This is a genomic window from Corynebacterium lactis RW2-5 (assembly GCF_001274895.1).
GTDB lineage: Bacteria > Actinomycetota > Actinomycetes > Mycobacteriales > Mycobacteriaceae > Corynebacterium > Corynebacterium lactis.
In genome coordinates, this window is the sequence record NZ_CP006841.1 from 1,434,334 (window position 1) to 1,458,605 (window position 24,272).

At 61.4% G+C, this 24,272-nt stretch carries 21 protein-coding genes; 18 read left to right on the forward strand and 3 right to left on the reverse strand.

All coding sequences use genetic code 11. The annotated features are described in order from the left end of the window. Window positions 1–45 precede the first annotated feature (45 nt). Window positions 46–981: an aldo/keto reductase gene (locus tag CLAC_RS06315; RefSeq protein WP_053413314.1), complete on the reverse strand. Its 936-nt coding sequence runs from the start codon at window positions 979–981 to the stop codon at window positions 46–48. 111 nt (window positions 982–1,092) lie between these two features. On the opposite strand from CLAC_RS06315, the gene CLAC_RS06320 reads away from it, so the two are divergent. The 4 genes from CLAC_RS06320 to metH all read left to right on the forward strand — a co-directional run bounded on the left by CLAC_RS06320 (window position 1,093) and on the right by metH (window position 7,460). Next, window positions 1,093–1,962, forward strand: coding sequence for an undecaprenyl-diphosphate phosphatase (locus CLAC_RS06320; protein ID WP_053412179.1), 870 nt, complete (start codon window positions 1,093–1,095; stop codon window positions 1,960–1,962). 13 nt (window positions 1,963–1,975) lie between these two features. Beyond that, window positions 1,976–3,307 carry a cysteine--1-D-myo-inosityl 2-amino-2-deoxy-alpha-D-glucopyranoside ligase gene (mshC, locus tag CLAC_RS06325; protein WP_053412180.1) on the forward strand — a complete coding sequence of 444 codons (1,332 nt, stop codon included), beginning with the start codon at window positions 1,976–1,978 and terminating at the stop codon, window positions 3,305–3,307. Beyond that, a complete protein-coding gene (locus CLAC_RS06330; protein ID WP_053412181.1) occupies window positions 3,304–3,738 on the forward strand; it encodes a hypothetical protein in 435 nt (144 codons plus the stop codon). Before mshC ends, CLAC_RS06330 begins: the two co-directional genes overlap by 4 nt. 62 nt (window positions 3,739–3,800) lie before the next feature. Continuing rightward, window positions 3,801–7,460 carry a methionine synthase gene (gene metH, locus CLAC_RS06335; RefSeq protein WP_053412182.1) on the forward strand — a complete coding sequence of 1,220 codons (3,660 nt, stop codon included), beginning with the start codon at window positions 3,801–3,803 and terminating at the stop codon, window positions 7,458–7,460. A 112-nt stretch (window positions 7,461–7,572) separates the two neighbouring features. Here metH and CLAC_RS06340 read toward each other — a convergent pair whose 3' ends face one another. Further along, a complete protein-coding gene (locus tag CLAC_RS06340) occupies window positions 7,573–8,505 on the reverse strand; it encodes a thioesterase family protein (protein WP_245621817.1) in 933 nt (310 codons plus the stop codon). A gap of 140 nt (window positions 8,506–8,645) precedes the next feature. Between CLAC_RS06340 and CLAC_RS06345 the strand changes: the two genes are divergently transcribed. The 5 genes from CLAC_RS06345 to CLAC_RS06365 all read left to right on the forward strand — a co-directional run bounded on the left by CLAC_RS06345 (window position 8,646) and on the right by CLAC_RS06365 (window position 13,517). Further along, window positions 8,646–9,365 carry an HAD family hydrolase gene (locus CLAC_RS06345; protein ID WP_082313176.1) on the forward strand — a complete coding sequence of 240 codons (720 nt, stop codon included), beginning with the start codon at window positions 8,646–8,648 and terminating at the stop codon, window positions 9,363–9,365. Continuing rightward, window positions 9,352–9,615, forward strand: a complete 264-nt coding sequence (locus CLAC_RS06350) for a phosphoribosyl-ATP diphosphatase (RefSeq protein ID WP_053412184.1) — start codon at window positions 9,352–9,354, stop codon at window positions 9,613–9,615. The genes CLAC_RS06345 and CLAC_RS06350 overlap by 14 nt, the downstream gene beginning before the upstream one ends. A 14-nt stretch (window positions 9,616–9,629) precedes the next feature. Continuing rightward, complete coding sequence (gene hisG / locus CLAC_RS06355) at window positions 9,630–10,475, forward strand: ATP phosphoribosyltransferase (protein ID WP_053412185.1); 846 nt, start codon at window positions 9,630–9,632, stop codon at window positions 10,473–10,475. A 228-nt stretch (window positions 10,476–10,703) separates the two neighbouring features. Beyond that, the gene (gene aspA, locus CLAC_RS06360; RefSeq protein ID WP_053412186.1) at window positions 10,704–12,161 is read left to right on the forward strand and encodes an aspartate ammonia-lyase; all 1,458 of its coding nucleotides are present in this window, start codon (window positions 10,704–10,706) and stop codon (window positions 12,159–12,161) included. Between the two features lie 42 nt (window positions 12,162–12,203). Beyond that, window positions 12,204–13,517, forward strand: a complete 1,314-nt coding sequence (locus CLAC_RS06365) for an anaerobic C4-dicarboxylate transporter (protein ID WP_053413316.1) — start codon at window positions 12,204–12,206, stop codon at window positions 13,515–13,517. 210 nt (window positions 13,518–13,727) lie between these two features. On the opposite strand, the gene CLAC_RS06370 is transcribed toward CLAC_RS06365, so the two are convergent. Beyond that, window positions 13,728–14,630: a RecB family exonuclease gene (locus CLAC_RS06370; RefSeq protein ID WP_053412187.1), complete on the reverse strand. Its 903-nt coding sequence runs from the start codon at window positions 14,628–14,630 to the stop codon at window positions 13,728–13,730. 56 nt (window positions 14,631–14,686) lie between these two features. Between CLAC_RS06370 and CLAC_RS06375 the strand changes: the two genes are divergently transcribed. The 9 genes from CLAC_RS06375 to tatC all read left to right on the forward strand — a co-directional run bounded on the left by CLAC_RS06375 (window position 14,687) and on the right by tatC (window position 24,250). Next, on the forward strand, window positions 14,687–15,529 hold the full coding sequence (locus CLAC_RS06375; protein ID WP_053412188.1) for a tRNA (adenine-N1)-methyltransferase: 843 nt from the start codon (window positions 14,687–14,689) through the stop codon (window positions 15,527–15,529). Window positions 15,530–15,661: 132 nt separating this feature from the next. Continuing rightward, complete coding sequence (gene arc, locus CLAC_RS06380) at window positions 15,662–17,239, forward strand: proteasome ATPase (protein ID WP_053412189.1); 1,578 nt, start codon at window positions 15,662–15,664, stop codon at window positions 17,237–17,239. After that, window positions 17,232–18,833 carry a depupylase/deamidase Dop gene (gene dop / locus CLAC_RS06385; RefSeq protein WP_082313178.1) on the forward strand — a complete coding sequence of 534 codons (1,602 nt, stop codon included), beginning with the start codon at window positions 17,232–17,234 and terminating at the stop codon, window positions 18,831–18,833. Before arc ends, dop begins: the two co-directional genes overlap by 8 nt. 57 nt (window positions 18,834–18,890) lie before the next feature. Continuing rightward, window positions 18,891–19,085: a ubiquitin-like protein Pup gene (locus tag CLAC_RS06390; protein ID WP_053412190.1), complete on the forward strand. Its 195-nt coding sequence runs from the start codon at window positions 18,891–18,893 to the stop codon at window positions 19,083–19,085. 3 nt (window positions 19,086–19,088) lie between these two features. After that, the gene (gene pafA / locus CLAC_RS06395; RefSeq protein ID WP_053412191.1) at window positions 19,089–20,579 is read left to right on the forward strand and encodes a Pup--protein ligase; all 1,491 of its coding nucleotides are present in this window, start codon (window positions 19,089–19,091) and stop codon (window positions 20,577–20,579) included. A 29-nt stretch (window positions 20,580–20,608) separates the two neighbouring features. Continuing rightward, a complete protein-coding gene (locus CLAC_RS06400) occupies window positions 20,609–21,664 on the forward strand; it encodes a helix-turn-helix transcriptional regulator (protein ID WP_053412192.1) in 1,056 nt (351 codons plus the stop codon). Next, entirely contained in the window at window positions 21,654–22,670 is a 1,017-nt protein-coding gene (locus CLAC_RS06405) for a WYL domain-containing protein (protein WP_053412193.1), read from the forward strand. Before CLAC_RS06400 ends, CLAC_RS06405 begins: the two co-directional genes overlap by 11 nt. A 29-nt stretch (window positions 22,671–22,699) precedes the next feature. Beyond that, window positions 22,700–23,038 (forward strand): Sec-independent protein translocase subunit TatA, encoded by a 339-nt coding sequence (tatA, locus tag CLAC_RS06410; protein WP_053412194.1) that lies wholly within the window; start codon window positions 22,700–22,702, stop codon window positions 23,036–23,038. 99 nt (window positions 23,039–23,137) lie between these two features. Beyond that, on the forward strand, window positions 23,138–24,250 hold the full coding sequence (tatC, locus tag CLAC_RS06415; protein WP_053412195.1) for a twin-arginine translocase subunit TatC: 1,113 nt from the start codon (window positions 23,138–23,140) through the stop codon (window positions 24,248–24,250). Window positions 24,251–24,272: the final 22 nt, after the last annotated feature.

A 24,272-nucleotide genomic window follows, 5' to 3' on the forward strand; every position in this document is an offset into this window, starting at 1 on the left:
CTCCAGCACCGGCGTCTGGCAGTCGCCGATTCCTACGCTGCAGTGTTAAAGGGAGACGTCGTCAAGCGCATTGCAGATCTGAGTGGGAAGGGTGAGCTCCTCAGCTGCGAGGTTTTCGCGGAGCTGGGCCCTATCGCGCGCGCCGACGAGGATAGAGGTGACACCGGGCCGGTCCCTAGCCCACGCGACCGCGGCAGCCGCAACGCTCACACCGAGCCCCTTCGCAGCAGTGGCGAGCGCACCGACGACGGTGACCCCACGTTCGTCCAGGTAATCCTGTACCTCAGCGTCTGCGTGCTCAGAAGCTGCGCGGGAATCTTCAGGGATGACGCGCTGATACTTCGCGGTTAAAACGCCCTGGGCGAGGGGCGCGCCTCCGATGAATCCCATCCGCAGGTGCTCGCAGGCCGGCAGCAACTCCGCCTCGGGACCGCGCTGCAGCAGCGAGTACTCGTGCTGGGCGCATACAGGTGCAATGCGGTCGGAGGCAGCATGGGTAACCGCGGCCTGCCAGCCGTGATATCCCCGCAGACCCACGTAGCGAACCTTACCCATCCGAACGGCGTACTCGAGGGTGTCCGCGACTTCTTCCGGAGGGGTCAGCCCATCCCAATACCCGGGCGACCACAGGTCGATGTGATCGGCTCCAAGGCGCCGCAGAGTCTCGTCCAGGTCAGCCTGAAGGGTCTTGCGAGAACAGTCCACGCGCCGGCCGACAGGCAGCTCCGGGTGCACACCGGAGGCTACCGACACCACCAGCTGGTCCGCCAGGCCCTTGCGTTTAATTAGACGACCGAGCATCTCTGCGACCGTGTTGCCACCATGCAGGGGAGAGGCATCGACGAGAGTTCCGCCCGCATCGACAAACTCGGTGAGTATCCGAGCTGCCTCATCGAGGCTGGTTCCCGCACCCCACGTAGCGGTACCGAGTCCTAGCGCCGATACCCGCAGTCCACTGTCGCCAAGAATTCTTCGTCGCACCATTTCACTCTAAAACACGTCCGCCGCTAGCAACCGAATGTGACCGAAGAGTCGGAAAGATAGCTCGCTTCTCGGGCGCCGGGCGGAGTAGCGTAGACGGCCGTGACTACAATGACGACGCTTTCCGCCGCCGCGCCCGATGCCTCAATCGGCATCACCTGGGCGCAGACAATCATCCTGTCGATCGTTCAGGGACTGACCGAATTCCTCCCGGTCAGCTCCTCCGGGCACCTTCGTATCATCTCCCAGTTACTCTGGGGCAAGGATGCGGGCGCGTCCTTTACCGCCGTGGTGCAGTTGGGCACCGAGTTGGCGGTCCTCGTCTTCTTCGCTAAGGACATCTGGCGCATCCTGACTGGCTGGTTCGCCGGCCTATTTAACAAGGAGGCGCGCGGCTTCGATTACCGCATGGGCTGGATGGTCATCGTCGGCACCTTGCCGATCGCCATCATCGGAGTTCTCGCCAAGGACGCCATCCGCGATAACCTGCGCAACCTCTGGATCACTGCGACCGTTCTGATTCTGTTCTCCTTCGTGTTCATCGCCGCCGAGAAGTACGGCCGTCGCAAGCGTGACTTCGAGGAACTGACCATGAAAGACGCGATCATCATGGGTCTCGCGCAGTGTCTGGCCCTAATCCCGGGCGTGTCTCGCTCCGGCGGTACCGTCTCCGCAGGTCTCTTCCTGAACCTCGACCGCGAGGTGGCCACCCGCTTCTCCTTCCTGCTGGCCATCCCTGCAGTCTTCGCAGCCGGAATTTTTTCGCTTCCCGACGCGTTTGACCCTGCAGCGGGGCAGGCCGCTTCCGGAGCACAGCTCCTAGTCGGCACGGCGATTGCTTTCGTCGTCGGCTACGCATCGATTGCATGGCTGCTGAAGTTCGTTGCGCACCATTCCTTCTCCTGGTTCGCCGCCTACCGTATCCCTGTTGGTTTGATTGTTATGGCGCTGCTCGGCTTTGGCGTTATGAGCGCGGTCTAGTTAGGTATTTTGTATGTATTCGTGGCCCGATCCAGAAGTTTCCAGCCTCGGGGATTCCCGCTTTTCCGCCCTCCTAGCTAAGCGTGGGCGGGGCCCCGTGCCGCTGCGTCTCTACGACACGGCGGATCAGAAGGTCGGCGAGGTGCACGCCGGACCGGAGGCGAAGATGTACGTCTGTGGCATCACGCCGTACGACGCCACTCATCTCGGCCACGCCGCGACCTATTTGACCTTCGATCTGATTTATCGCCAGCTGCTGGACAACGGTCACACAGTGCATTACGTCCAGAACATCACCGATGTCGACGACCCATTGTTTGAGCGCGCCGAGCGCGACGGGGTCGACTGGCGAGAGCTGGGAACAGACCAAATCAATCTCTTCCGCTCCGACATGGAAAACCTCTCGGTCATCCCGCCGCGCGATTACGTCGGCGCTATGGAGGCCATCGATGAAGTCGTTGAGATGGTCCAGAAGCTTCTGGAAAATGGTGCCGCATATCAGCTGACCGGCGACGAGTACCCGGACATTTACTTCCGCAAGAATGCGACGGGCAACTTCGGCTACGAATCCAACTACACCGCCGAACAGATGACCGAGTTCTTCGCCGAGCGCGGCGGCGACCCGGACCGCCCGGGCAAAGAGGACCCGCTGGACGCCCTTCTCTGGCGCGCGGCCCGTCCGGGCGAGCCCTCCTGGGAAGCCCCGTTCGGCGCCGGCCGCCCCGGTTGGCACATCGAATGCTCCGCTATCGCTCTCAATCGCCTGGGCGGGGGATTCGACATTCAGGGCGGGGGCTCCGATCTGGCATTTCCACACCACGAGTTTTCGGCGGCACACGCCGAGGCCGCACTCGACGGCTGTTCCCGTATGGCGGGGCACTATGTTCACGCTGGCATGATTGCTCTCGACGGCGTGAAGATGTCCAAGTCGCTCGGCAACCTCGTCTTCGTCTCGAAGCTGGTCGCCGCAGGCACCGATCCCAGCGCAATCCGCCTGGGCGTGTTCGCCTCTCACTACCGCAGTGACCGCGACTGGTCGGACGAGGTCCTGGACGAGGCCAACCAGCGCCTCGAGACGTGGCGCCGAGCATGCTGCGCCGCCGGTTCCTCCGAAGCCGAACTCGCCGCCGCGGCTGACCTGGTCGGCGCTGTCCGCCTCGCGCTTGCCGACGATCTGGACACCCCGGCGGTCCTAGCCGCCATCGACACCTGGGCAGATGCGGCTTTGACCACTACCGAAACCTCCGATTACGCGGTCAGTGCACAGGCAGAGGGCTCCCTTGCGTCCGGCAATCTCGTCTCCGCCGCGCTCGACGCGCTGCTGGGCGTTAAGATTCACCCGTGACTTCCAACGAGAACTCTGGCACGAATCCAAAGACGGCCGCAGCCGCAACCAAGGACTACATCGACCAGCTGATTGCCGACTTGCGCATCTTCGCCACCGGCGAGTATCTACGCCCTGAGGAGCGCGAGTTTTGGGAGCCGCTTTTCGACGTCTCCGTCGTCGACGAACTGGAAACCGCGCTGCGCACCGCTGTCGCCAACGTGGACCGAGCGGCGGTTGAGGCCGAGGGAGACGTCGGCAAGCGAAATGAATTAGCGGCGGGCGCGACCAGTGACTGTCTGGCCGAGATTTCGCGGATTGAGCACGCGCAGGGCGGCTCGATTTTCGACGAGGAGCTCGAACAGATTGTGAGCATTCTGAACAAGGCAGCTTCAACGATCGGAGTTAGCGATATTGAACTTACGGTGGAGGATTATTTCACCGTGGCCTAGCCGCTGAGGCAGTAGCAACTCGATGTAAATAAATCAGCATAAATAGACTAAGGTGTCTACTCATGACTGATCAGCATTCTTCCGAGTTCCTTACGGCACTGTCCGAGCGCGTCCTCATCGGCGACGGCGCCATGGGTACCCAGCTGCAGTCCTTCGACCTCGATGTGGACAAGGACTTCCTGGGCTATGAAGGATGCAACGAGATCCTCAACGACACTCGCCCCGACATCCTCGAAATGATTCACCGGCGCTACTTCGAGGCGGGCGCGGACCTGGTGGAGACCAACACCTTCGGATGCAACCTGCCGAACCTGGCGGATTACGACATTGAGGACCGCATCCAGGAACTCGCCCACAAGGGCACGGCCATCGCCCGCAAAGTCGCAGACGAAATGGGGCCGGGCCGCGAGGGAATGCGCCGCTTCGTACTCGGCTCGCTGGGGCCCGGCACGAAGCTCCCCTCGCTGGGGCACGCTCCCTACGCGCAGCTTCGCGACGCCTACGTCGAGGCAGGACTGGGCATGCTCTCCGGCGGGGCCGACGCGTTTTTGATTGAGACCTGCCAGGACTTGCTGCAGGTCAAGGCTGCGATTAACGGAGTCAAGGAGGCGATGCACCAGGCCGAGAAGTCTATCCCGATTGTCGTCCACGTGACGGTGGAGACCACCGGAACGATGCTGATGGGCTCCGAGATTGGCGCCGCTCTGGCCGCTTTAGAGCCGATGGGCATCGACATGATTGGCCTAAACTGTGCAACCGGCCCGGACGAGATGAGTGAGCACTTACGCTATCTTTCGGCGCACGCATCCATCCCGGTGTCCGTCATGCCGAACGCGGGTCTACCCGTGCTGGGTAAGAACGGCGCGACCTACCCGCTAACGGCCCCGGAGCTGGGGCAGGCGCTGCGGAACTTCGTCGAGGAATACGGCCTTTCGATGGTCGGCGGCTGCTGTGGCACCACACCGGAGCACATTACTGCGGTTCGCGACGCGATTACGGGCGCAGGGGAGTACGAGGAACAGGGTGCCGCGGTGCAGGCTACGCGCCCATACCAGACCCCGGATGCCCGGCCTATCGACGAGGTCGCGTCCCTCTACGCCGCAACCCCGCTGACCCAGCCGACGGGTATCACCATGATCGGCGAGCGCACCAACGCAAACGGTTCCAAGGCGTTCCGCGGGGCAATGCTCGACGCCGACTGGGAGAAGTGCCTCAACATCGCCCGCGGCCAGGTGACCGACGGCGCCCACATGATCGACCTGTGCGTCGACTACGTCGGCCGCGACGGCCGCGACGACATGGCGACGCTTGCCTCCCAGGTCGCCACCAGCGTCACGCTGCCGATTATGCTTGACTCCACCGAGCCAGAGGTGCTGCGCACCGGCCTGGAGCACCTGGGCGGACGCTGTGCGGTCAACTCCGTCAACTTCGAGGACGGAGACGGGCCAGATTCCCGCTATCAGAAGATTATGCGCCTTGTTGTCGAGCACGGTGCGGCCGTTGTTGCACTGTCCATCGACGAAGAAGGACAGGCGCGTACCACCGACAAGAAGGTCGAGATTGCGGAGCGTCTCATCGCCGACATCACCGGCACTTGGGGCCTGCGTGAGCAGGACATTATCGTCGACTGTCTGACTTTCCCAATTTCCACCGGCCAGGAGGAGACCCGTCGCGATGGCATCGAGACAATCAACGCTATCCGCGAGCTCAAGGCCCGTCACCCCGATGTGCACACCACTCTCGGCCTGTCCAACATCTCCTTCGGTCTGAACCCGGCCGCGCGCCAGGTGCTGAACTCGGTGTTCCTCAATGAGTGCATCGAGGCGGGCCTGGACTCTGCGATTGCGCACAGTTCTAAGATTTTGCCGATGAACAAGATCGAGGACCGCCAGCGCGAGGTCGCGCTCGACATGGTCTACGACCGCCGCCGCCCCGAGGGGCACCCGGACGGCGCCTACGACCCGTTGCAGGTATTCATGGACCTCTTCGAGGGTGTCTCCGCCGCCGACGCCAAGGATGCCCGTGCGGAGAAGCTGGCCGCGATGCCTCTGTTCGACCGGCTCGCCCAGCGCATTATCGACGGCGAGCGCACCGGCATCGAGGCCGATCTTGACGAGGGCATGAAGGAAAAGGAGCCTCTGGCAATCGTCAACGAGGATCTTCTGCGCGGCATGCAGACCGTCGGCGAGCTCTTCGGTTCCGGCCAGATGCAGCTCCCCTTCGTGCTGCAGTCTGCGGAGACGATGAAGACGGCCGTCGGTTACCTCGAGAAGTTCATGGACGCCGAGGATGGCTCCGGTTCGAAGGGCTCGATTGTGCTCGCGACCGTGAAGGGCGACGTCCACGATATCGGCAAGAACCTGGTTGAGATTATTTTGTCCAATAACGGCTACACCGTGCACAATCTTGGCATCAAGCAGCCGATTTCGACGATTCTTTCCGCTGCGAAGGAGCTGGATGTCGATGCAATCGGCATGTCCGGCCTGCTGGTGAAGTCAACGGTAATCATGAAGGAGAACCTGGAGGAGCTCAACTCCTCCGGAGACGCCCAGCGTTTCCCGATTCTCCTCGGCGGCGCGGCTCTGACCCGCTCTTACGTCGAGGACGATCTGACCGAGATTTATCAGGGCGACGTCTTCTACGGCAAGGATGCCTTCGAGGGCCTGCGCATCATGGACGATCTGATGAAGGCCAAGCGCGGCGAGCTACCGGACGAGGATTCCCCCGAGGCCATCGCCGCCCGTGAGAAGAAGGAAGCCCGGCGCGCCCGACGCGAGCGTTCCAAGCGAATTGCCGCGGAGCGTGCGGCCAAGGCAGCGGCCGAGGCTCCCGAAGTCCCCGAGCGTTCCGACGTCGCCGTCGACGTTCCCGTGGCTACTCCGCCGTTTTGGGGTACGCGCATCGTCAAGGGGGTCGCGGTCAACGACTACCTGACTACGCTCGACGAGCGAGCCCTGTTCATGGGCCAGTGGGGGTTGCGTGGCACCCGCGGCGGCGAGGGCCCGTCTTATGAAGAGCTTGTCGAGTCGGACGGTCGCCCGCGCCTGCGCGCGTGGCTGCAGCGCCTGCGTGCCGAGAACATCCTGCAGCACTCAGCGGTCGTCTACGGCTACTTCCCGGCCGTATCCGAGGGTGACACCGTACACGTTCTGCCGGTCCCGGAGGAGGGGCAACAGCCCGATCCCACCGCAGAGCCCATCGTTTCCTGGACCTTCCCCCGCCAGCAGCGCGGTCGCTTCCTGTGCATCGCTGACTTCGTGCGCTCGCGCGATATGGCAATCGAGAAGGGACAGACCGACGTTTTGCCGTTCCAATTGGTGACCATGGGCCAACCAATCGCCGATTTCGCCAACGCGATTTACGCCAAGAATGAATACCGCGACTACCTCGAAGTTCACGGAATCGGCGTTCAGCTGACCGAGGCCCTGGCGGAGTTTTGGCACCAGCGAATTCGCTCTGAACTCGCATTCTCCGACGGCACGACCGCCGGCTCGGAGGACTCCAACGACACTAAGGACTTCTTCGACCTGAAGTACCGGGGTGCGCGTTACTCCTTCGGCTACGGTTCCTGCCCAGATCTGACTTTCCGAAAGGGCATGATCGACCTGCTGCGCCCCGAGCGCATCGGTGTTGAGCTCTCCGAGGAGTTGCAGCTACACCCTGAGCAGTCGACTGACGCGTTCGTGCTGTACCACCCGGAGGCGAAGTATTTTAACGTCTAGGTCTTCTTTGAAGGCAGGTTGAAACAGGCACGGGTTACCCCGGCATGAAACCCCGCTACGGATACTCGGCATCGGGGCACGCACCGCGGGGCGGCACTGGGGCTGCCCCTGCCTAACCGGACTGTGGCCTGACCAGCAAGGTCTGCATGCTGCGTCCCACGGGACCGCGGGCGTCGTAGAGTTCGCCCGCGGTCATGCCGATTCCGTCCGGACCGATGGAGCCGCGAGCCGCTATTCCCAGCCAGCCCGCACCGGTGTCGTCGGATGCGTCCGCTCCGGTCGTCGTCGCCAGCTCGGGCAGCCTGTGCAAATGCACGACCAGGTCGGTGTTCATAAACGCCCATTCGTGCGGGCTGAGGGTGGCCCCGATTCCGTTAGCGGTATCCGCGACCTGCATTAGACGCTCGACAGCCGTCGGCTCTTCGCCCTCAACGATTGGATGGGGCGCGCGTACCCAGTGCAACCGCGTGCCCGCAGCTCCGATGGGCTCGCCCGCGCGTGCCTCGATGGATTCGATGTATCCACCGGTCCATTCGTCGGTGAGCGGAATCGACTCGGCAACTGCATCTCCGGGACCCGGGACTTCATCATCGAAGGCGCGCTCGACCTGCGTAGTATCCGACGTGGCCATTCGCCAGGCAGATGCAGAAGCAACAGGGCGCCAGGAGCCCTTGACGTCGGCAAGCAGCTCGGCCTCTACCTTGCAGATTTGGCGGCCCGGGCGGGAGACCCATGAGCGCGCCCGCAGCTCTGTGTAGGGAACAGCCGAGAGCAGATCCACGGCGATTCGAGTGGTGCGCATGCCTTCTTGCCCGCCATCGTGACGCTCGAGCATACGGGTGAGTAGAGCCGATGGGGGAGCACCGTGCTGAAACGGACCCCACGCGCCGTGCGTGAAGCTGGTGGGGAGGAAGCGCTCGTAGGAGATGCCGTCCGACTCAATGTTTCCGAGCGGAATAAAGTAGGCGACCGGATTATCTACTGCGTCCCGTAGGGCCTCGTCTGACCGCGCTCCGTAGCTTGGTGCCTCGTTGTTGATCGCCAAAGTTCTCCTCCTGTTATTTCCGCCCCGGATGAGGGCCCGATACTCGCCAATTATTTTTGTAATAAAAACTCTATCGTGTGGCGCATATCGCCCGCTGGCTTTATCGCGAAAAGCCCGCTGAAGTGGCATAGTCGCTGAATGTGAAAGCACTACTGTGGGACATGGACGGAAGCCTAATCAACACCGAGCCGCTGTGGGAGATTGCCACCTACGACGTCTCTGAGTTCCTCGGTCGCCGCCTCACCCCTCAGCTGCGCGCGCAATGCGTCGGCAACACGCTGCGCAACACTCTCACCATCGCCGCCACTCACGCTGAGCGCACGCTTGACGACGAGCTCTTCACCACGGCCTCGGAATTTCTTGAGGGGAGATTTTCGGAACTAGTCCGTAAACGCGGGGTTGAGTGGCGTCCGGGGGTACCCGAAATTCTGGCCGAGGCCGCAGCTGCGAACGTGCCCGTGGTGCTGGTCACGAATACACGCCGCCACGTGGCCCAACCCTGCATTGATGCGATGGGGCCGGAGAAGTTTACCGCGACCGTTTGCAGCGATGAGGTGGCCCACGGTAAGCCAGAACCCGACCCCTACCTGCGCGGCGCAATGCTGGCAGGTTGGGAGCCCGGGCAGTGCCTTGCCATCGAAGATTCCGCGACGGGCGTGCGTGCAGCGCTCGCCGCCGGGTGTCGCACGCTGTGGAATCCCATGCCGGACGTGGCGCCGACGAACGACGAAATTGCCCGACTCTCACCCCCTGCACTATTCGTTTCGGGCAATTTCGACACCGCAAATCTGGACTTTTTGCGGGCTGCTTTCGCTAGTGACTCGGCGACATGGAACAATAGACCGAGTGAAGAACTTTGATGACCTGTATGCAGAACTGAAAGAGAAGGCACAGTCCCGCCCGGAGGGGTCGGGAACTGTCGAGGCGCTGGATGCAGGTGTCCACTTTCAGGGCAAGAAAATCGTCGAGGAGGCCGGCGAGGTTTGGCTGGCCGCTGAGTACGAGTCCGATGAGTCTCTGGCCGAAGAGATCTCACAGCTAATGTACTGGCTGCAGGTGGTCATGGTCGGCCGCGGGCTAACCCCCGAGGACATCTACAAGTACCTGTAGGAGTGTTAAGACACATGCTGCGCATTGCCGTCCCGAACAAGGGATCCCTTTCCGAAGCCGCCGTCGAAATTCTTAAGGAGGCCGGCTACCCGGGTCGCGGAGATTCCAAGCGCCTGACAATTCATGACGAGGCCAACGACATCGAGTTTTTCTTCCTCCGGCCGAAAGACATTCCGATTTACGTCGGCAATGGTCACCTGGATTTGGGCATCACCGGCCGCGACCTCGCGGCGGATTCACTCGCGCCAGTAGCCGAGGTGCTCCAGCTCGGCTTCGGCCCGTCTACCTTCCGCTACGCAGCTCCCGCCGATGAGGAGTGGAGTGTCGAGGATCTCGAAGGTAAGCGCATTGCCACCTCGTACCCGAACCTCGTTCGCGAAGACCTCAAAGACCGTGGAATCTCGGCGACTGTTATCCGCCTCGATGGCGCTGTGGAGATTTCGATTCGCCTCGGCGTAGCAGACGTTATTGCCGATGTCGTCTCGACGGGCCGCACGCTGCGCAAGCAGGGCCTCAAGCCTTTTGGCGAGGCACTGATTACGTCCGAGGCGGTCGTCGTCGGGCGCGATGGGGTGGAGGTCAGTGACGAGCAACAGGTATTCCTGCGCCGTATGACCGGCATTTTGCATGCCAAGACCTACCTGATGATTGACTACAACATCCGAGCCTCGCAGCTGGACAAGGCAACCGAGCTGACGCCAGGCCTTTCCGGGCCTACCGTCTCTCCGTTGGCCCACGAGGACTGGGTCGCGGTACGCGCGCTCGTGCCGAAGTCTGAGGCGAATCCCCTCATGGACGAGCTCGCCAAGATTGGCGCTGAGGCTATCCTCGCTTCGGATATCCGTATCGCGCGTATCTAATTGCGGATACTCATGCCGGTTACTTCACTCCGGTGACATAATCCACATAAACTTACCCAAACCCGCAGATCACGCATCTCGACGGGTTTGGGTTTTTCCGTACCATGGCGAGTGAAAACCCAAGAAGGGAAACAGTGTTACCAATTATTGTTTCCCATCAGCGGGCAACCCAAACCCGCACACTCGTACGGTCTTTTCCGGCCGTGTACTAGGAGGTACTGAGAAAGCATGTCCACTACCCGCACTGAGATTGATTTGCTCGGCTCCATGGAGGTTCCGAGCGACGCCTACTACGGTGTCCACACCCTCCGGGCAATTGACAACTACAAAATCTCCGGAAAGACCATCAACGATGTGCCCGAGTTCATCAAGGGCATGGTCATGGTGAAGAAGGCAACCGCAATCGCCAACCAGCGCGTCCACACCATCCCGGGCGATGTTGCAGAAGCAATCATCAAGGCTTGTGACGAGATTCTGGAAAATGGCCGCTGCATGGACCAGTTCCCAATTGATGTGTTCCAGGGCGGTGCCGGCACTAGCGTCAACATGAACACCAACGAGGTTGTAGCAAACCTCGCCCTGGAAATCATGGGCTTTGAAAAGGGCCGCTACGATGTGATCAACCCGAACGACGATGTCAACCAGTGCCAGTCCACCAACGATGCGTACCCGACCGGCTTCCGCATGGCAGTCCACATGGCGCTGATTGAGCTGCAGAAGCACTTCGACGCCCTCGTCGAGGCTCTCCATGCTAAGGGCGACGAGTTCAACGACATCATCACCATGGGTCGCACGCAGCTCCAGGACGCGGTCCCAATGACCCTGGGCCAGGCATTCCACGCCTTCGCTAACAATCTGGAAGAGGAGCAGGAGTCCCTGACCCGTGCCTCGGATCGCCTGCTGGAAATTAACCTGGGCGCTACGGCAATCGGCACGGGAGTCAATGCGCCTTCCGGCTACCGGGAGGCAGTCACGCAAGCACTGCGCGAGGTCAGTGGGTTCAATGTCACCTCTGCGAAGGACTTAATTGAAGCCACCAGCGATACCGGTGCATACGTCAGCGTTCACGCATCGCTAAAGCGCACCGCGATGAAGCTGTCCAAGATGTGCAACGACCTCCGCCTGCTTGCCTCAGGCCCGCGCGCCGGCCTGAACGAAATCAATCTTCCGGAGCGCGCCGCTGGCTCGTCGATTATGCCGGCTAAGGTCAACCCGGTCATCCCGGAGGTCGTCAACCAGGCTTGCTTCAAGGTTTTCGGCAACGATGTAACCCTGACTTGGGCAGCGGAGGCCGGTCAGCTCCAGCTCAACGTGATGGAGCCAGTCATTGGCGAATGCATCTTCGAGACTATCTCGCTGCTGCAGCACGCCACCGACACGCTGAAGGATAAGTGCATCGTCGATATCACTGCGAACCCCGAGGTCTGCCGTGGGTACGTGGAAAATTCCATTGGCATCGTCACCTACCTCAACCCAGTGATTGGCCACCACGAGGGCGATGTAGTGGGCAAAGAAGCCGCACGCACCGGCCGCTCCATCCGCGAAATCATCCTGGAACGCGGCCTGATGGAGGAAGATGAGCTAGATAAGTTGCTCAGCACCGAAAACCTCATGCACCCGGAGTACCGAGGTAAGCGCTACATCGCTGGCGAGACTCGTTTGGACGAGATTGGCGAGCCAAAGTAAGAGCATTATTCCAGGTAAAACTGCCGCAGACTTGGAGTAATGATGCTTGTTGCTGCCCAAATCTTAATCGTTCTAGGAGCGATTGTTCTAGGTGCGCGCCTCGGTTCAATCGCCATCGGATTCGCCGGTGGCCTGGGCGTACTTTTGCTCGGCATGACCGGTATACCGGTCACCCGAGAGGACATACCCTTCGATGTCATCGGAATCATCATGGCGGTAATCGCCGCCATCGCCGCGATGCAGAAGGCCGGTGGCATGGACTATCTCGTCCACGTCGCCGAGCGGCTGCTGCGCCGCAATCCTCGACACATCACGTACTGGGCTCCGATTGTCACCTACCTGATGACGCTTCTAGCCGGCACCGGTCACACCGCCTTCTCCACGCTGCCCGTCATTGCCGAGGTAGCGAAGGAAGGCGGGGTGCGACCTTCCCGGCCGTTGTCTATTGCAGTCGCGTCTTCACAGATGGCAATTACGGCTTCGCCTATTTCGGCTGCCGTCGTCCTCATGGCTTCTCTGCTAGAGCCCAAAGGCGTGGGCTATCTAACGCTTTTGGCCGTCGTTATCCCTTCGACCTTCCTAGCAATTTTGCCCACTGCATTCCTCACGAATTACCTCGGCAAGGAACTTGCCGACGACGAGGTGTACCAGGAACGCCTGGCCAAGGGACTCGTCGCAAAGCCCAGTGGCAAGCTGAGCGAGTACACACCGACCAAATCGAGCAAATGGTCGGTCGGCATTTTCCTGTTCTCGATTCTGTCAGTGATGGTCTATGCGACTATCAGCACCGAGCAGGTCGGGCTTATCAGCGATCCGACTATTCCTCGCAACGAGGCGATCATGGCAATTATGCTGACCGCCGCAACCGCAATAGTGCTGGTATGCAAGCTCGACGCCGCAGCGATCTTGAACACTCCGGTGTTTAAATCCGGCATGTCGGCAAGCGTCTGTGTGCTCGGCGTGGCGTGGCTGGGAACCACGATTATCAACCACTACATCGACCAGATTAAGTCCGCATCCGGTGACCTACTGAGCCAAATGCCGTGGATGCTCGCGGTCGTGCTTTTCTTCGCTGCAGCGCTTCTGTACTCGCAGGCAGCGACTACAAAGGCGATCATGCCCGCGGCACTGGCCGTCGGTGTGGCACCGCTGACGGCAGTCGCATCTTTTACTGCGGTTTCAGCGTTGTTCGTACTGCCGACTTACCCGACTTTGCTCGCGGCCGTCGAGATGGATGACACCGGCACCACGAGGATTGGCAAGTACGTGTTCAACCACTCGTTCATCATCCCGGGAACACTATGTATCGCGCTTGCCGTCGTGTTTGGTTTCGCGTTCGGAGCTGTCCTGCTGTAAGGAGTTGACCGAAGGAAACCGACGAAGGAGATGGTACGTCGTAACGAGGCTTGGGAGCCGGTTGAGTTGAGGCCTTTAGTCACTGGTTGGCGTGCGATCATGATGTGGGCGCGCTATAGCGCAGCATCAACATGATTCCGCGCCAACAAGTGGTAAGGACAGACCCACAACGCGCCAACAAGTGGCGAAACCAGCCTGCAGGCAAACCCGCTAATCTCCGACAGCTCCCGGCCAGCCCGGATACTCGGGAGTCGTTCCACCATAAGCAGGGCAAAGCTCCTGGAAGGAGCACCAACCGCAGAGTTTGGACTTCTTCGGAACGAAGTCGCCGTGCTCGCCATCGCGAACGATTTGCTGCCACAACCCCGCGATCTCTGCCTGGAAGCTCTCCAGCTCCGCCGCAGAAGGGCTCAGCACCAGGTCATCAGCGACCTTCAAATACATCAGCCGCAGTTGCTCGGGAATCTTGCCCGTTAGACGCCACCACACCAACGCATAGAAACGCATCTGGAACAGCGCTTCATCCCTGAAGCGCGGGGATGGCTTCTTGCCGGTCTTGTAGTCGACAATGCGAACCTCACCGGTGGGGGCGATATCCACGCGGTCAATAAAGCCACGCATCGGAACCGATACTGGCAGCGAGGAATCCTTCGTCCGGTCCAGCACCAGCTGCACGAACTTTTCCATTTCGGCGGCATCGAAGCCGGCCGGATTTTCCATCATGAAGTAGCCCTTGAGCAGACCTCGGCACTCCACCAGGAAATCGTAGAGGTCGTCCTCAGGCACCAGGTCAAACATCTGGTCGTCCTCCGCGCACATTACAGCCCAGGTCGGCTTCAGCCGTTTCACGGCCGCGGGGTAGGTGCGCTGCTCGCGTGGCCACGAATACATCTCTTCCAGCACCGCATGCACCAGGGTTCCCTTGACCTGCGCGACCGTCGACGGCTCCGGGATCTTGTCGATTGCCCGGAATCGGTATTTCAGCGGGCACTGCCGGTAGTCGTTCGCGCGAGAGGGAGACAGGGCCAGCTTCGAGGGTTTTTTCGCTGGCTGAGTGTCGGCCTGGCTCCCCGTATTCTGGTCTGACTTAGCGGATTGGGAATTGTCGGGCATACTAGCCAGGTTAGATGACCTCGACTCTTAAATAATCACAAGGAGCCAAAAAGCCCATGGCACTGAGCGGACCATTCCAGGTCGGCGACCGAGTCCAGTTGACCGACTCGAAGAACCGCCACTTCACCGTCATCCTCGAGGAGGGAGGCAAGTTCTTCACCCACCGCGGTGAAATCCTTCACGACGACCTGATCGGCGCACACGAGGGCACTACGGTCACGTCAGGCCAGGGCACGGTCTACCTCGCCCAGCGCCACCTGCTGGTCGATTACATCCTTTCCATGCCCCGTGGCGCGGCCGTGATTTATCCGAAGGACGCGGCCCAGATCATCGTCGAGGGGGATATCTTCCCGGGCGCCCGCGTCCTGGAGGCCGGTGCTGGCTCCGGTGCGCTCAGCCTGAACCTGCTGCGCGCGATCGGGCCCGACGGCAAGCTCATTTCCTACGAGGTCCGCGAGGACCATATCGAGCACGCCGAGCGCAACGTCATCGACTTCATGGGTGCTAAGCCGGACAATTGGGACCTGCGCCTGGGCGATCTCAACGAGGCCACCGAGGAGTCGCTGGGCGGCCCGGTCGACCGCGTCATCCTGGATATGCTCGCCCCCTGGGAGTGCTTGGATACCGTGTCGAAGGTCCTTCAACCCGGCGGCGTCCTCATGGTCTATGTCGCCACCGTCCCGCAGCTAATGAAGGTCATGGAGGGCATCCGCGAGCAGAAGTGCTACACCGAGCCGCGCGCCTGGGAGTCCCTCGTCCGCGACTGGAACGTCAAGGACCTCTCGGTCCGCCCGGCTCACCGCATGCAGGCTCATACGGCCTTCCTCGTGTGGGCCCGCAGGCTTGCCGACGGCACTGTGCCCCCTCGTCCACAGCGCCGTAACCAGAAAAAGCTCTAGGTTTTTGATCCGGGCCGTGGCGAGCGTCGTAAAGCGAAGAAGCGGCCCTTCGGGGTAAGTGCAGGGCGCGTCGGCGGGCTTTGCGCGGGTTGTCAGCGCCCGGGTCGGGGGGCGGTGGGTAGTCTGTAAAGCATGACAACACCCGCCGACAAGATCCGCGACCTGGAGCAAAAGAACTACAACCTGGGCATTAGAAATAATCGCTTGGTTGAGCTGCTGCGCGATTCCCGCAACAAGCTGGAGCTGCTGCGGGAGGACATGGAGCAGATGCTTCAGCCGCCCAGTACGTACGGCATTTTCCTCGAGGCGGGTCCAGAGCAGGGCACCGCGGAGGTGTTTACCGGCAATCGTCGGATGCGACTGAGGGTGCAGCCTGAGATTGACGTGCATCAACTGGCGCCCGGCGCGCAAGTGCGTCTGAATGAGGGCTCAATCATTGTGGAAGATTGCGGCTATCCGGTCAGCGGTGACCTGGCGAATGTACGCGAGGTGCTGCCGGATAAGAAGCGCGTGCTGGCCTCGGATACCCACGGCGAGGAGTTCGTGGTGTCGCTGGCGGGCTCACTGGCGCCGAAGCCGGGTGACTCTGTGATGATTGACCGCAAGTCGGGCTATGCGTTCGAGGTGATTCCAAAGTCCGAGGTGGAGAACCTGGTTCTGGAAGAGGTACCGGATGTCACCTACACGGACATTGGTGGCCTGGATAGCCAGATTGAACAGATTCACGACGCAGTGGAAATGCCCTTCCTGCAGCCGGAGCTGTTCGAACAGTACGACCTGCGCCCGCCGAAGGGCGTGCTCCTCTATGGTCCTCCCGGCAATGGTAAGACGCTGATTGCGAAGGCAGTGGCGAATTCGCTGGCCCGCAAGATTGCGCTGAACCGGGGCAAATCGGAAGCAGAAGCCTCGCGGGCACAGTCGTACTTCTTGAATGTCAAGGGCCCGGAGTTGCTGAATAAGTTCGTGGGCGAGACGGAGCGGCAGATTCGCCTGATTTTCGACCGCGCCCGCGACATTGCGGAGGAGGGCAAGCCGGTCATCGTATTCTTCGACGAGATGGACTCGATTTTCCGCACCCGTGGCTCGGGCATTAGCTCGGATATGGAAAACACCGTGGTCCCGCAGCTGCTCAGCGAGCTCGACGGCGTGGAGGGGCTGGAGAACGTCATCGTCATTGGTGCTACCAACCGCGAGGAGATGATTGACCCCGCGATTTTGCGCCCGGGCCGCCTGGATGTGAAGATCCGCATCGAGCGACCGAACGAGGCCGCGGCGAAGGATATCTTCGGCAAGTACCTGACGTCGGCGCTGCCGTACCACGCGGCCGAGGTCGACAAGTGCGGCGGGGTAGAGGCCACTGTGTCCCACCTGATCGACAGCGTTGTGGAGCGGATGTACCAGGCAAGCCCGGAAAACGAGTACGTGCGCGTACACTACGTCGACGGCACCGTGGAGACGATGTACTACCGTGATTTCAACTCGGGCGCGATGATTTCCAACATCGTCGACCGTGCGAAGAAGGCCGCGATTAAGTCCGTCATCGCTGGCGGCGAAGGCGGTATCCGCGAGGAGCACCTGCTCGCCGCGGTCGCCGAGGAGTTCGCGCAGAACGAGGATCTGCCGAACACTTCCAACCCGGATGAGTGGGCGCGCATTTCCGGTCGCCCGACCTCGCGCGTTATCTCCGTGGAGGTGGTCCGCCATGTCTAACGCTAATTCGCAAGTCTCACAGCAAGGCCCACAACAGGGACTACAGCAGGGGTCCAAACGCTACTTCGGCACCGAGGTCGAATACGGAATCTCCTGCCCGGACGACCCGAACGTCAGCCCAATTCTGACTTCGACGCAGGCGGTCATCGCCTTCGCCCACGCGCAGGAGGAGAGCCTATCGGGCCGCATCCGCTGGGACTACGCCCCCGAGTCACCACTGCGCGATAGCCGCGGGTTCGATTTGCGCCGTTACCACCAGGCCCCCGTAATCGACCCGAACGCAGTGGGCGCCGCGAACTTGCTGGTCCAAAACGGCGCGCGTTTCTACGTCGACCACGCGCACCCGGAGTACTCGGCACCGGAGACGTCGTCGGCACTGGAGGCGGTCATCGCCGACCGCGCCGGTGACGAAATCATGCTGCGGGCGGTCCAGCTCGCCGCAGCCGCCACCGACGACGAAGGTAACCCGGGCCCAAACCTAAAAATCTACCGCAATAACGTCGACGGCAAGGGCGCCTCCTACGGCACCCACGAGAACTACCTATTCTCCCGCGACACCGAATTCGACGATATCGTCGCGGGTCTCACACCGTTCTTCGTGACCCGCCAGGTATTCACCGGTGCCGGTCGCGTCGGACTGGGGCAGAAGGGGCAGACTCCGGGATTCCAGATTTCCCAGCGCGCCGACTACATCGAAACAGAAGTCTCCCTGGAGACCACGCTCAACCGCGGCATCATTAACACCCGCGACGAGCCGCACGCCTCCGAGGCTTTCCGACGCCTCCACGTCATCATCGGTGATGCGAACATGAGTGAGGTCGCCACCTTCCTCAAGATTGGCACCACGGGCCTAGTGCTCGACGCCATCGAGGACGGCGTACGTTTTGACGACCTGAAACTGCGCAACCCGGTCGAGGCGGTCCACCAGGTCTCCCGTGATTTGACCTGCACCGAGAAACTGCAGCTGGATGACCATGTCACCTGGATGTCCGCCGTCGAGATCCAGTACGAGTACTTGCGCCGGGTCGAGGGCTACGACGCCGATGGTGCCGTCGTCAAGCGCTGGCGAGAAGTCCTCGACCTGCTTTCCGACGATCCCCGCAAGGCCGGCCACCTGCTGGATTGGGTGGCAAAGTTCAACCTCATGGAGGGGCTGCGGGCGCGGATGGGCGCCGGTTGGGACCACCCGAAGCTAGCGCTGATTGATATCCAGTACTCGGACATCGATCCGGCGCGCGGGCTCTACCACGCGCTGGTACGCCGCGGCTCGATGGAGCGGTTGACCACTGACGACCAGATTGCACATGCGGTGGAATTCGCGCCTGAGTCGACGCGGGCTTATTTGCGGGGCGGGATTATCAGGCGCTTCGGCAAAGACGTCATCGCGGGTAGCTGGACGAGCCTCATCGTGGACGTCTCCGGGGTCTACCGAGAAACCCGCGACGTGGAGGCACCCGGCGTTGAGCTGGTGCGCATCACTTTAGACGAGGTCGACCGCCTCACGCGCGACGAGTGCGGCGAGGTTTTGGAGTCTGCGGGAACCATCGTCGAGGTCGTCGAGCACCTGCGCGGGCTCGGCGCGGTCGGTCAGTAGTCGCGGTCGGCCAGTAGCATAGACGTGAAAAACAACTGGAATTAAAGGAGCACACTAATGGCAGGCAACACCCAGGTATTCGGCGGCGGATCCGGCGGCGGAGAAGGCGAGGAATTCGACGAGCTCTCCGGTGGCGGTCAGGCCCAGGAGCACGTCGCGGCAGCCGACGACCTGCTCGACGAGATCGACGGCCTCCTCGAGAACAACGCCGAGGAGTTCGTCCGCTCCTACGTCCAGAAGGGCGGCCAGTAAGACGTGTCAGAGCAGCAGGGGACAGCACAGCAGGCCCTGACCAGACGTATTACCGGTATTGAGACAGAATTCGGCATCACGCTGACGCTCAACGGTTCGCGCCGGCTCGGGCCCGACGAGATTGCGCGGTACATGTTCCGCCCGGTCATCGCGAAGTACGGGGCAACGAACATCTTTACCCCGAACGCCGGCCGCCTCTACCTGGATGTGGGCAGCCACCCGGAGTTCGCCACCGCTGAGTGCGATAGCGTCTCCCAGCTAGTCGCCCACGACCGCGCGGGCGAGGTCATCCTGGACCGGCTCGCCGTCACCGCCGAGGCCGCGCTTGCCGACGAGGGCATCGGCGGCAAACTGTACCTGCTGAAAAATAACGTGGACACTGTGGGCAATTCCTACGGTTGCCACGAAAACTACCTGGTCGGCCGCGAGTTGGGCCTGAAGTCCCTGTCGAAGCTGCTGCTGCCGTTCCTTGTCACTCGCCAGCTGATTTGTGGTGCGGGCAAGATTTTCCTGCCGTACCCAACCTCGCCGTACCACAACGATCCGGTGCAGTACTGCTTTTCGCAGCGCGCCGATCACGTGTGGGAAGGCGTGTCCAGCGCGACGACGCGGTCGCGCCCGATTATCAATACGCGCGATGAACCACACGCGGACTCCAACCGATTCCGCCGCTTGCACGTGATTGTGGGCGACTCAAATATGAGCGAGACGACCACCGCGCTGAAGATTGGCTCCACGCAGCTGGTGCTCGAGATGATCGAGGCCGGGGTGGAGCTGCCGGACTTCGAGGTCGCCAACGAGATTAAGTCGATCCGTGCGGTCAGCCGCGACATGACCGGGCGCGCCGAGATTCCGCTGAGAGACGGCGGGACCGCCACAGCCCTCGAGATCCAGTACGCATTCCTGACAGCCGCGAAGAAGTGGCTCGAGGTTCGCGAGGAGACCACCGACAACGCCGACAAGGGTATCTCGGGTGCTGGAACCCCGAACGCGGAGATGGCGCGCATTGTCGAGCTGTGGGAGCGCACGCTGACCGCCGTGGACTCCGGCGACTGGAGCCTCATCGAGCGCGACATCGACTGGGCGATTAAGTACTCGCTGATCAAGCGCTACCTTGACCGCGGTCTTACCCTGGAGAACCCGAAGCTGGCCCAGATCGACCTGGCCTACCACGACATTCGTCCGGGACGCGGCATCTTCCGCGCGCTGGAGGCACGTGGTGCGGTATCCCGCTGGATCACCGATGCCGACATCGAAGCCGCCGTGGATCGCGCCCCGCAGACTACTCGCGCAAAGCTGCGCGGTGATTTTCTCGCCGCGGCTCATTGCGAGGCGGCCCACGCAGCGGGCCTTAAGACCGTCGTCGACTGGACACACTTGAAAATCGCCGGCGACAACCCGCAGTCGGTCATGCTGGGTGACCCCTTCGCCACCGACAACTCGGAGGTCACCGAGATGATCGCCACCCTGAGTGAAGGCTCTCAGGAGGGCTAGGCCACCTCTTCAGAAAGGATTTATACGCTGTGACACAATCGCCCAGTGGCCCCCTCCAGCCTTCCCCGAATTCACCGGGGTCGACGGAGGATTCTCGCCTGATCCATCTCCTTCTTTCGCTTGCCGACGAGCCCCAGGGTCGCCGCTTCGAATGGATCCTCGGCAACGTCGCCGGGTACATGCGTCAAAAATCCGAAACAGCCGAGCGTTACCTGCGCCGCGACATAAATGTGCTTCGCGACCTGGGGATGAGCATCGAGGAGTCCGGAAGTGGAAAATCCCGTACCTTGAGGTTGCGACACGAGCACTGGGCCCAGACTGACCCTGGACTCTCCGACGATGAGTTGGCAGTGCTGTTCGAGGCCGCAAATGCGGTATTCACTAGCGACGAATTGCACGCCGCCGCATTGACCGGGTGGAGTAAAATTGCGTCGTTAAGCAGGCGAGAGAAGGTGGCCAAGCCCGGCGAGTCGATGGTGATATCCGATAAGCTGGAGCTCAATCGCGCGCAGCTGGCAACGCTCCTCGGAGCCCTGACCCCGCCCCGGACTACCGTCGAGTTTTGGTACTCGCGCCAATATGGTGTGGCGGACGAGCGCAGGACGCTTGAACCTTGGAGAATCATCAACATTCGGGGACGCTTCTACCTGCTGGGGTACGACCCGGAGCGAGTAGGGGCGAGGCTGTTCAGATTTAGCCGCATCAGCGAGGTGGTCGACACCCGCTCTGGCGCCACCATCCCGATTCCAAAGGACGATCTGCAGGAGATGGCGGAGAGGATGCTCGTCCGCAACGCGGAAACTTTCTCCGCTGTGGTGCGGATTCGCGAGGGTTCCTGCCGCGATGTGGTTTCCCGCTCCCGCCCGCTGGGAGGTGGCAGATACGAACTCGACCCCCTGACAGTCGACGAGATTGTGCGACTGGGGCTGACCAATGCGCCTGATCTTGTCGTCGAGTCCCCGAAGAAGGCGCGAGACAAGATTGTCCAGCGGCTTCGCGAAGTGATTGCCCTGCACAAAGTCGGCGACGATCGCCGGAAATTGGGCACCGACGAGTCGATGGGCGGTAATAGCGATGGCTCCTAAAAATTCTTTGAAGTCCTTGGGCAAAAACGTCACCATCGAGGAGTTCCTCGCGGTCGTCCCTTATTTCGCGCGGTCCCGCTCGATTATGGAGGCTGCGATGGAGCTTTCGATTCCGGCGAATCGGATCCTCGAGATTTTGGACCAACTGGCCCTGATGGATGTTCCGGGAACGTATGGCACGCCGGCCTTCAGAATCAAAGAATCGGGAGCGTTCGATAAGCAGCTTCTCTCAAGCGTCGGGTTGTTGTCGACGCCGCTGAAACTATCCGCGCTGGAGGCTACGACGCTGCTCCTCGTGATGGAGTCCATCGAGGCATCCTCCGACGGCGAAGGCTCTGCTGTGGCGCGATCTGCCGCAGACAAGCTGCGCAGGGTAGTGCGGGGAACGACTGCTATTGTGGACACCGTTGCTGAATCAGCGCTACACAGCTTCGCCTACGCGGCCGCCGTGCGAGAGGCTCTGCGCGAGAAAAAGGCGCTGAAAATCCAGTACCGCAATGCCTCCGGAGTGGAATCGCAGCGTGTCATTGACGTCCTGGCGACGATGAAAGTCGAGCAAACCACCTACCTTAAAGCGGTAGACCGCGACGATGAGAAGCAATCGGTCAAAAGCTTCCGAGCCGACCGCATTGTCGCAGCGGAGGTGACGGATCAGTCTGCCGGCTACTACCCGGACGTGTCCGTCGACCCGAGAGACCCCCATGCTTTCGGCGCTGACGAAGACGAAAATCGTTGGGCACGCGCGAAAATCGCCGCAGAGGCCACGTGGATTGCCGACTACGAGCCGGTGTACTTCCTCGAGGAAGCGGGCGATGCCTCCACCGGGACAGACGCTGATTCGCCCGAATTCTTCGCTGCCGATATTCCCATGTCGAATACGGATGCGACTGTTGCTTTTGTTTTGCGCAGGTCTCCGAGCGTGACCGTCATCGAACCGGTAGAGTTACGAAATGCTGTTGTCGAACGGGCCAGCGCCGCGTTGGCGGAGTATGGTCTAGACAGCTAACCGAAATCATCTGAAAGGTCTCTAAGCGAATGCCAAACCTAGGCCCTTGGGAAATCATTGCAATCCTGGTCGTCGTCGTCCTTTTGTTCGGCGCGAAGAAGCTCCCGGACGCCGCTCGTTCGCTCGGCCGCTCCATGCGCATCTTCAAGTCTGAGGTCAAGGAAATGCGCAACGATGATGAGCAGCGCGAGCAGGCCGCTATCCAGCAGGCCCCGCAGGCACAGCCGGCTCAGCCGATTCAGCCGCAGCAGTACACCGAGTACCCCCAGGCTCCGCAGGCACAGCCGGTTCAGCAGCCTGCGCCCCAGGCCCAGCCGCAGCAGTACCCGCAGCCTGGCCAGAACAATCCTGGCCAGCCGCAGCAGTAAGCGAAGGCCGGTTGAAGCGTGACTTCAGCTAATCCCACTTCATCACGTCCTCGGGTTCAAAGGCGGGCGCGAAAGCGCAAGCGCAACCCTGAGGGCGTGATGACTATTGTCCAGCATATTCAGGAGCTGAGGTATCGCCTCATGCTCGCATTCGCCGGTATCGCCGTCGGCACCGTGCTTGGATTCATCTGGTACCAGGCGTCCTTCAAGATTGGCCCTGTGCCAATCCCGTTTACGTCCTCGAGCGTCGGACCTATGTCGTTCATGTCCTTGGGCGAGATTCTGAAGGATCCGTACTGTGCCCTGCCTCCCGAAATGCGCCTGGGCGGGGAGACCGGCGAATGCCGCCTACTGGCGACTAGTCCGTTCGAGATGTTCCTGCTCCGAATGAAGGTCGGCGCTCTGGCGGGTCTGGTGCTTTCATCTCCTTGGTGGCTGTACCAAATCTGGGCCTTCGTCACCCCTGGCCTGGTCCGGAAGGAAAAGCGCACCACACTGGCGGTAGCCTTCGTCGCGGGCATCCTGTTCGTGCTCGGTGCTGTGCTGGCTTACGTCGTCGTCGCCGTTGGCCTCCAGTTCCTGATGCAGATCGGCGATTCCGCACAGATTTCCGCGCTCACCGGCTCTGAGTATTTCGGTTTTATTCTCGCTCTCATCATCATTTTCGGAGTTAGCTTCGAGCTTCCCCTCTTCGTCGTGATGTTGAACATGGCTGGGGTAGTTTCCTACGAGATGATCAAGGACAAGCGCAGAATCATCATCCTGCTGCTATTCATCTTCTCTGCGTTTATGACTCCTGGCCAGGAGCCGTACTCGATGGTCGCTATGGCAGTCGCCCTAACTCTGCTGATGGAGTTGGCCATCCAGTTTTGCCGCCTCAATGACCGCCGCCGCAAGCGCGAGCGCCCGGATTGGCTGGACGTGGACGATGAGCAGGGCTCCGGTCCAATTTCCGCGCCGGGAGCAATCGGCGAATACGGCGGAATCGACGCCCCCGGCTCTATTCAGGCGCCGTCGTCTGTAGGCGTTTCGCCCAGCGGTTCGATGCAGGCGAGTGCGGCCCCGGTGGCGAGCCCCGCGCCGGTCGCGTCGGCACGCCCGCAGACGCGGCCGACCCGCAATTCGCGCCCTCCGAGCCCCAAGCCGGAAGCCCCGGCACCGACAACGGACTTCCGCTCGAGGCCGGTCAGCGACTTCGATGATGTTCTCTAGGGCTGTTTATGACACCCTAGAG

What these genes read in the sequence shown, in the direction of transcription:
- CLAC_RS06320 (WP_053412179.1), top strand. Translation starts at nt 1,093, where the DNA reads ATGACGACGCTTTCCGCCGCCGCGCCCGATGCCTCAATCGGCATCACC.
- mshC (WP_053412180.1), top strand. Translation starts at nt 1,976, where the DNA reads ATGTATTCGTGGCCCGATCCAGAAGTTTCCAGCCTCGGGGATTCCCGC.
- metH (WP_053412182.1), top strand. Translation starts at nt 3,801, where the DNA reads ATGACTGATCAGCATTCTTCCGAGTTCCTTACGGCACTGTCCGAGCGC.
- hisG (WP_053412185.1), top strand. Translation starts at nt 9,630, where the DNA reads ATGCTGCGCATTGCCGTCCCGAACAAGGGATCCCTTTCCGAAGCCGCC.
- aspA (WP_053412186.1), top strand. Translation starts at nt 10,704, where the DNA reads ATGTCCACTACCCGCACTGAGATTGATTTGCTCGGCTCCATGGAGGTT.
- CLAC_RS06365 (WP_053413316.1), top strand. Translation starts at nt 12,204, where the DNA reads ATGCTTGTTGCTGCCCAAATCTTAATCGTTCTAGGAGCGATTGTTCTA.
- CLAC_RS06370 (WP_053412187.1), bottom strand. Translation starts at nt 14,630, where the DNA reads ATGCCCGACAATTCCCAATCCGCTAAGTCAGACCAGAATACGGGGAGC.
- CLAC_RS06375 (WP_053412188.1), top strand. Translation starts at nt 14,687, where the DNA reads ATGGCACTGAGCGGACCATTCCAGGTCGGCGACCGAGTCCAGTTGACC.
- arc (WP_053412189.1), top strand. Translation starts at nt 15,662, where the DNA reads ATGACAACACCCGCCGACAAGATCCGCGACCTGGAGCAAAAGAACTAC.
- dop (WP_082313178.1), top strand. Translation starts at nt 17,232, where the DNA reads ATGTCTAACGCTAATTCGCAAGTCTCACAGCAAGGCCCACAACAGGGA.
- CLAC_RS06390 (WP_053412190.1), top strand. Translation starts at nt 18,891, where the DNA reads ATGGCAGGCAACACCCAGGTATTCGGCGGCGGATCCGGCGGCGGAGAA.
- CLAC_RS06405 (WP_053412193.1), top strand. Translation starts at nt 21,654, where the DNA reads ATGGCTCCTAAAAATTCTTTGAAGTCCTTGGGCAAAAACGTCACCATC.
- tatA (WP_053412194.1), top strand. Translation starts at nt 22,700, where the DNA reads ATGCCAAACCTAGGCCCTTGGGAAATCATTGCAATCCTGGTCGTCGTC.
- tatC (WP_053412195.1), top strand. Translation starts at nt 23,138, where the DNA reads ATGACTATTGTCCAGCATATTCAGGAGCTGAGGTATCGCCTCATGCTC.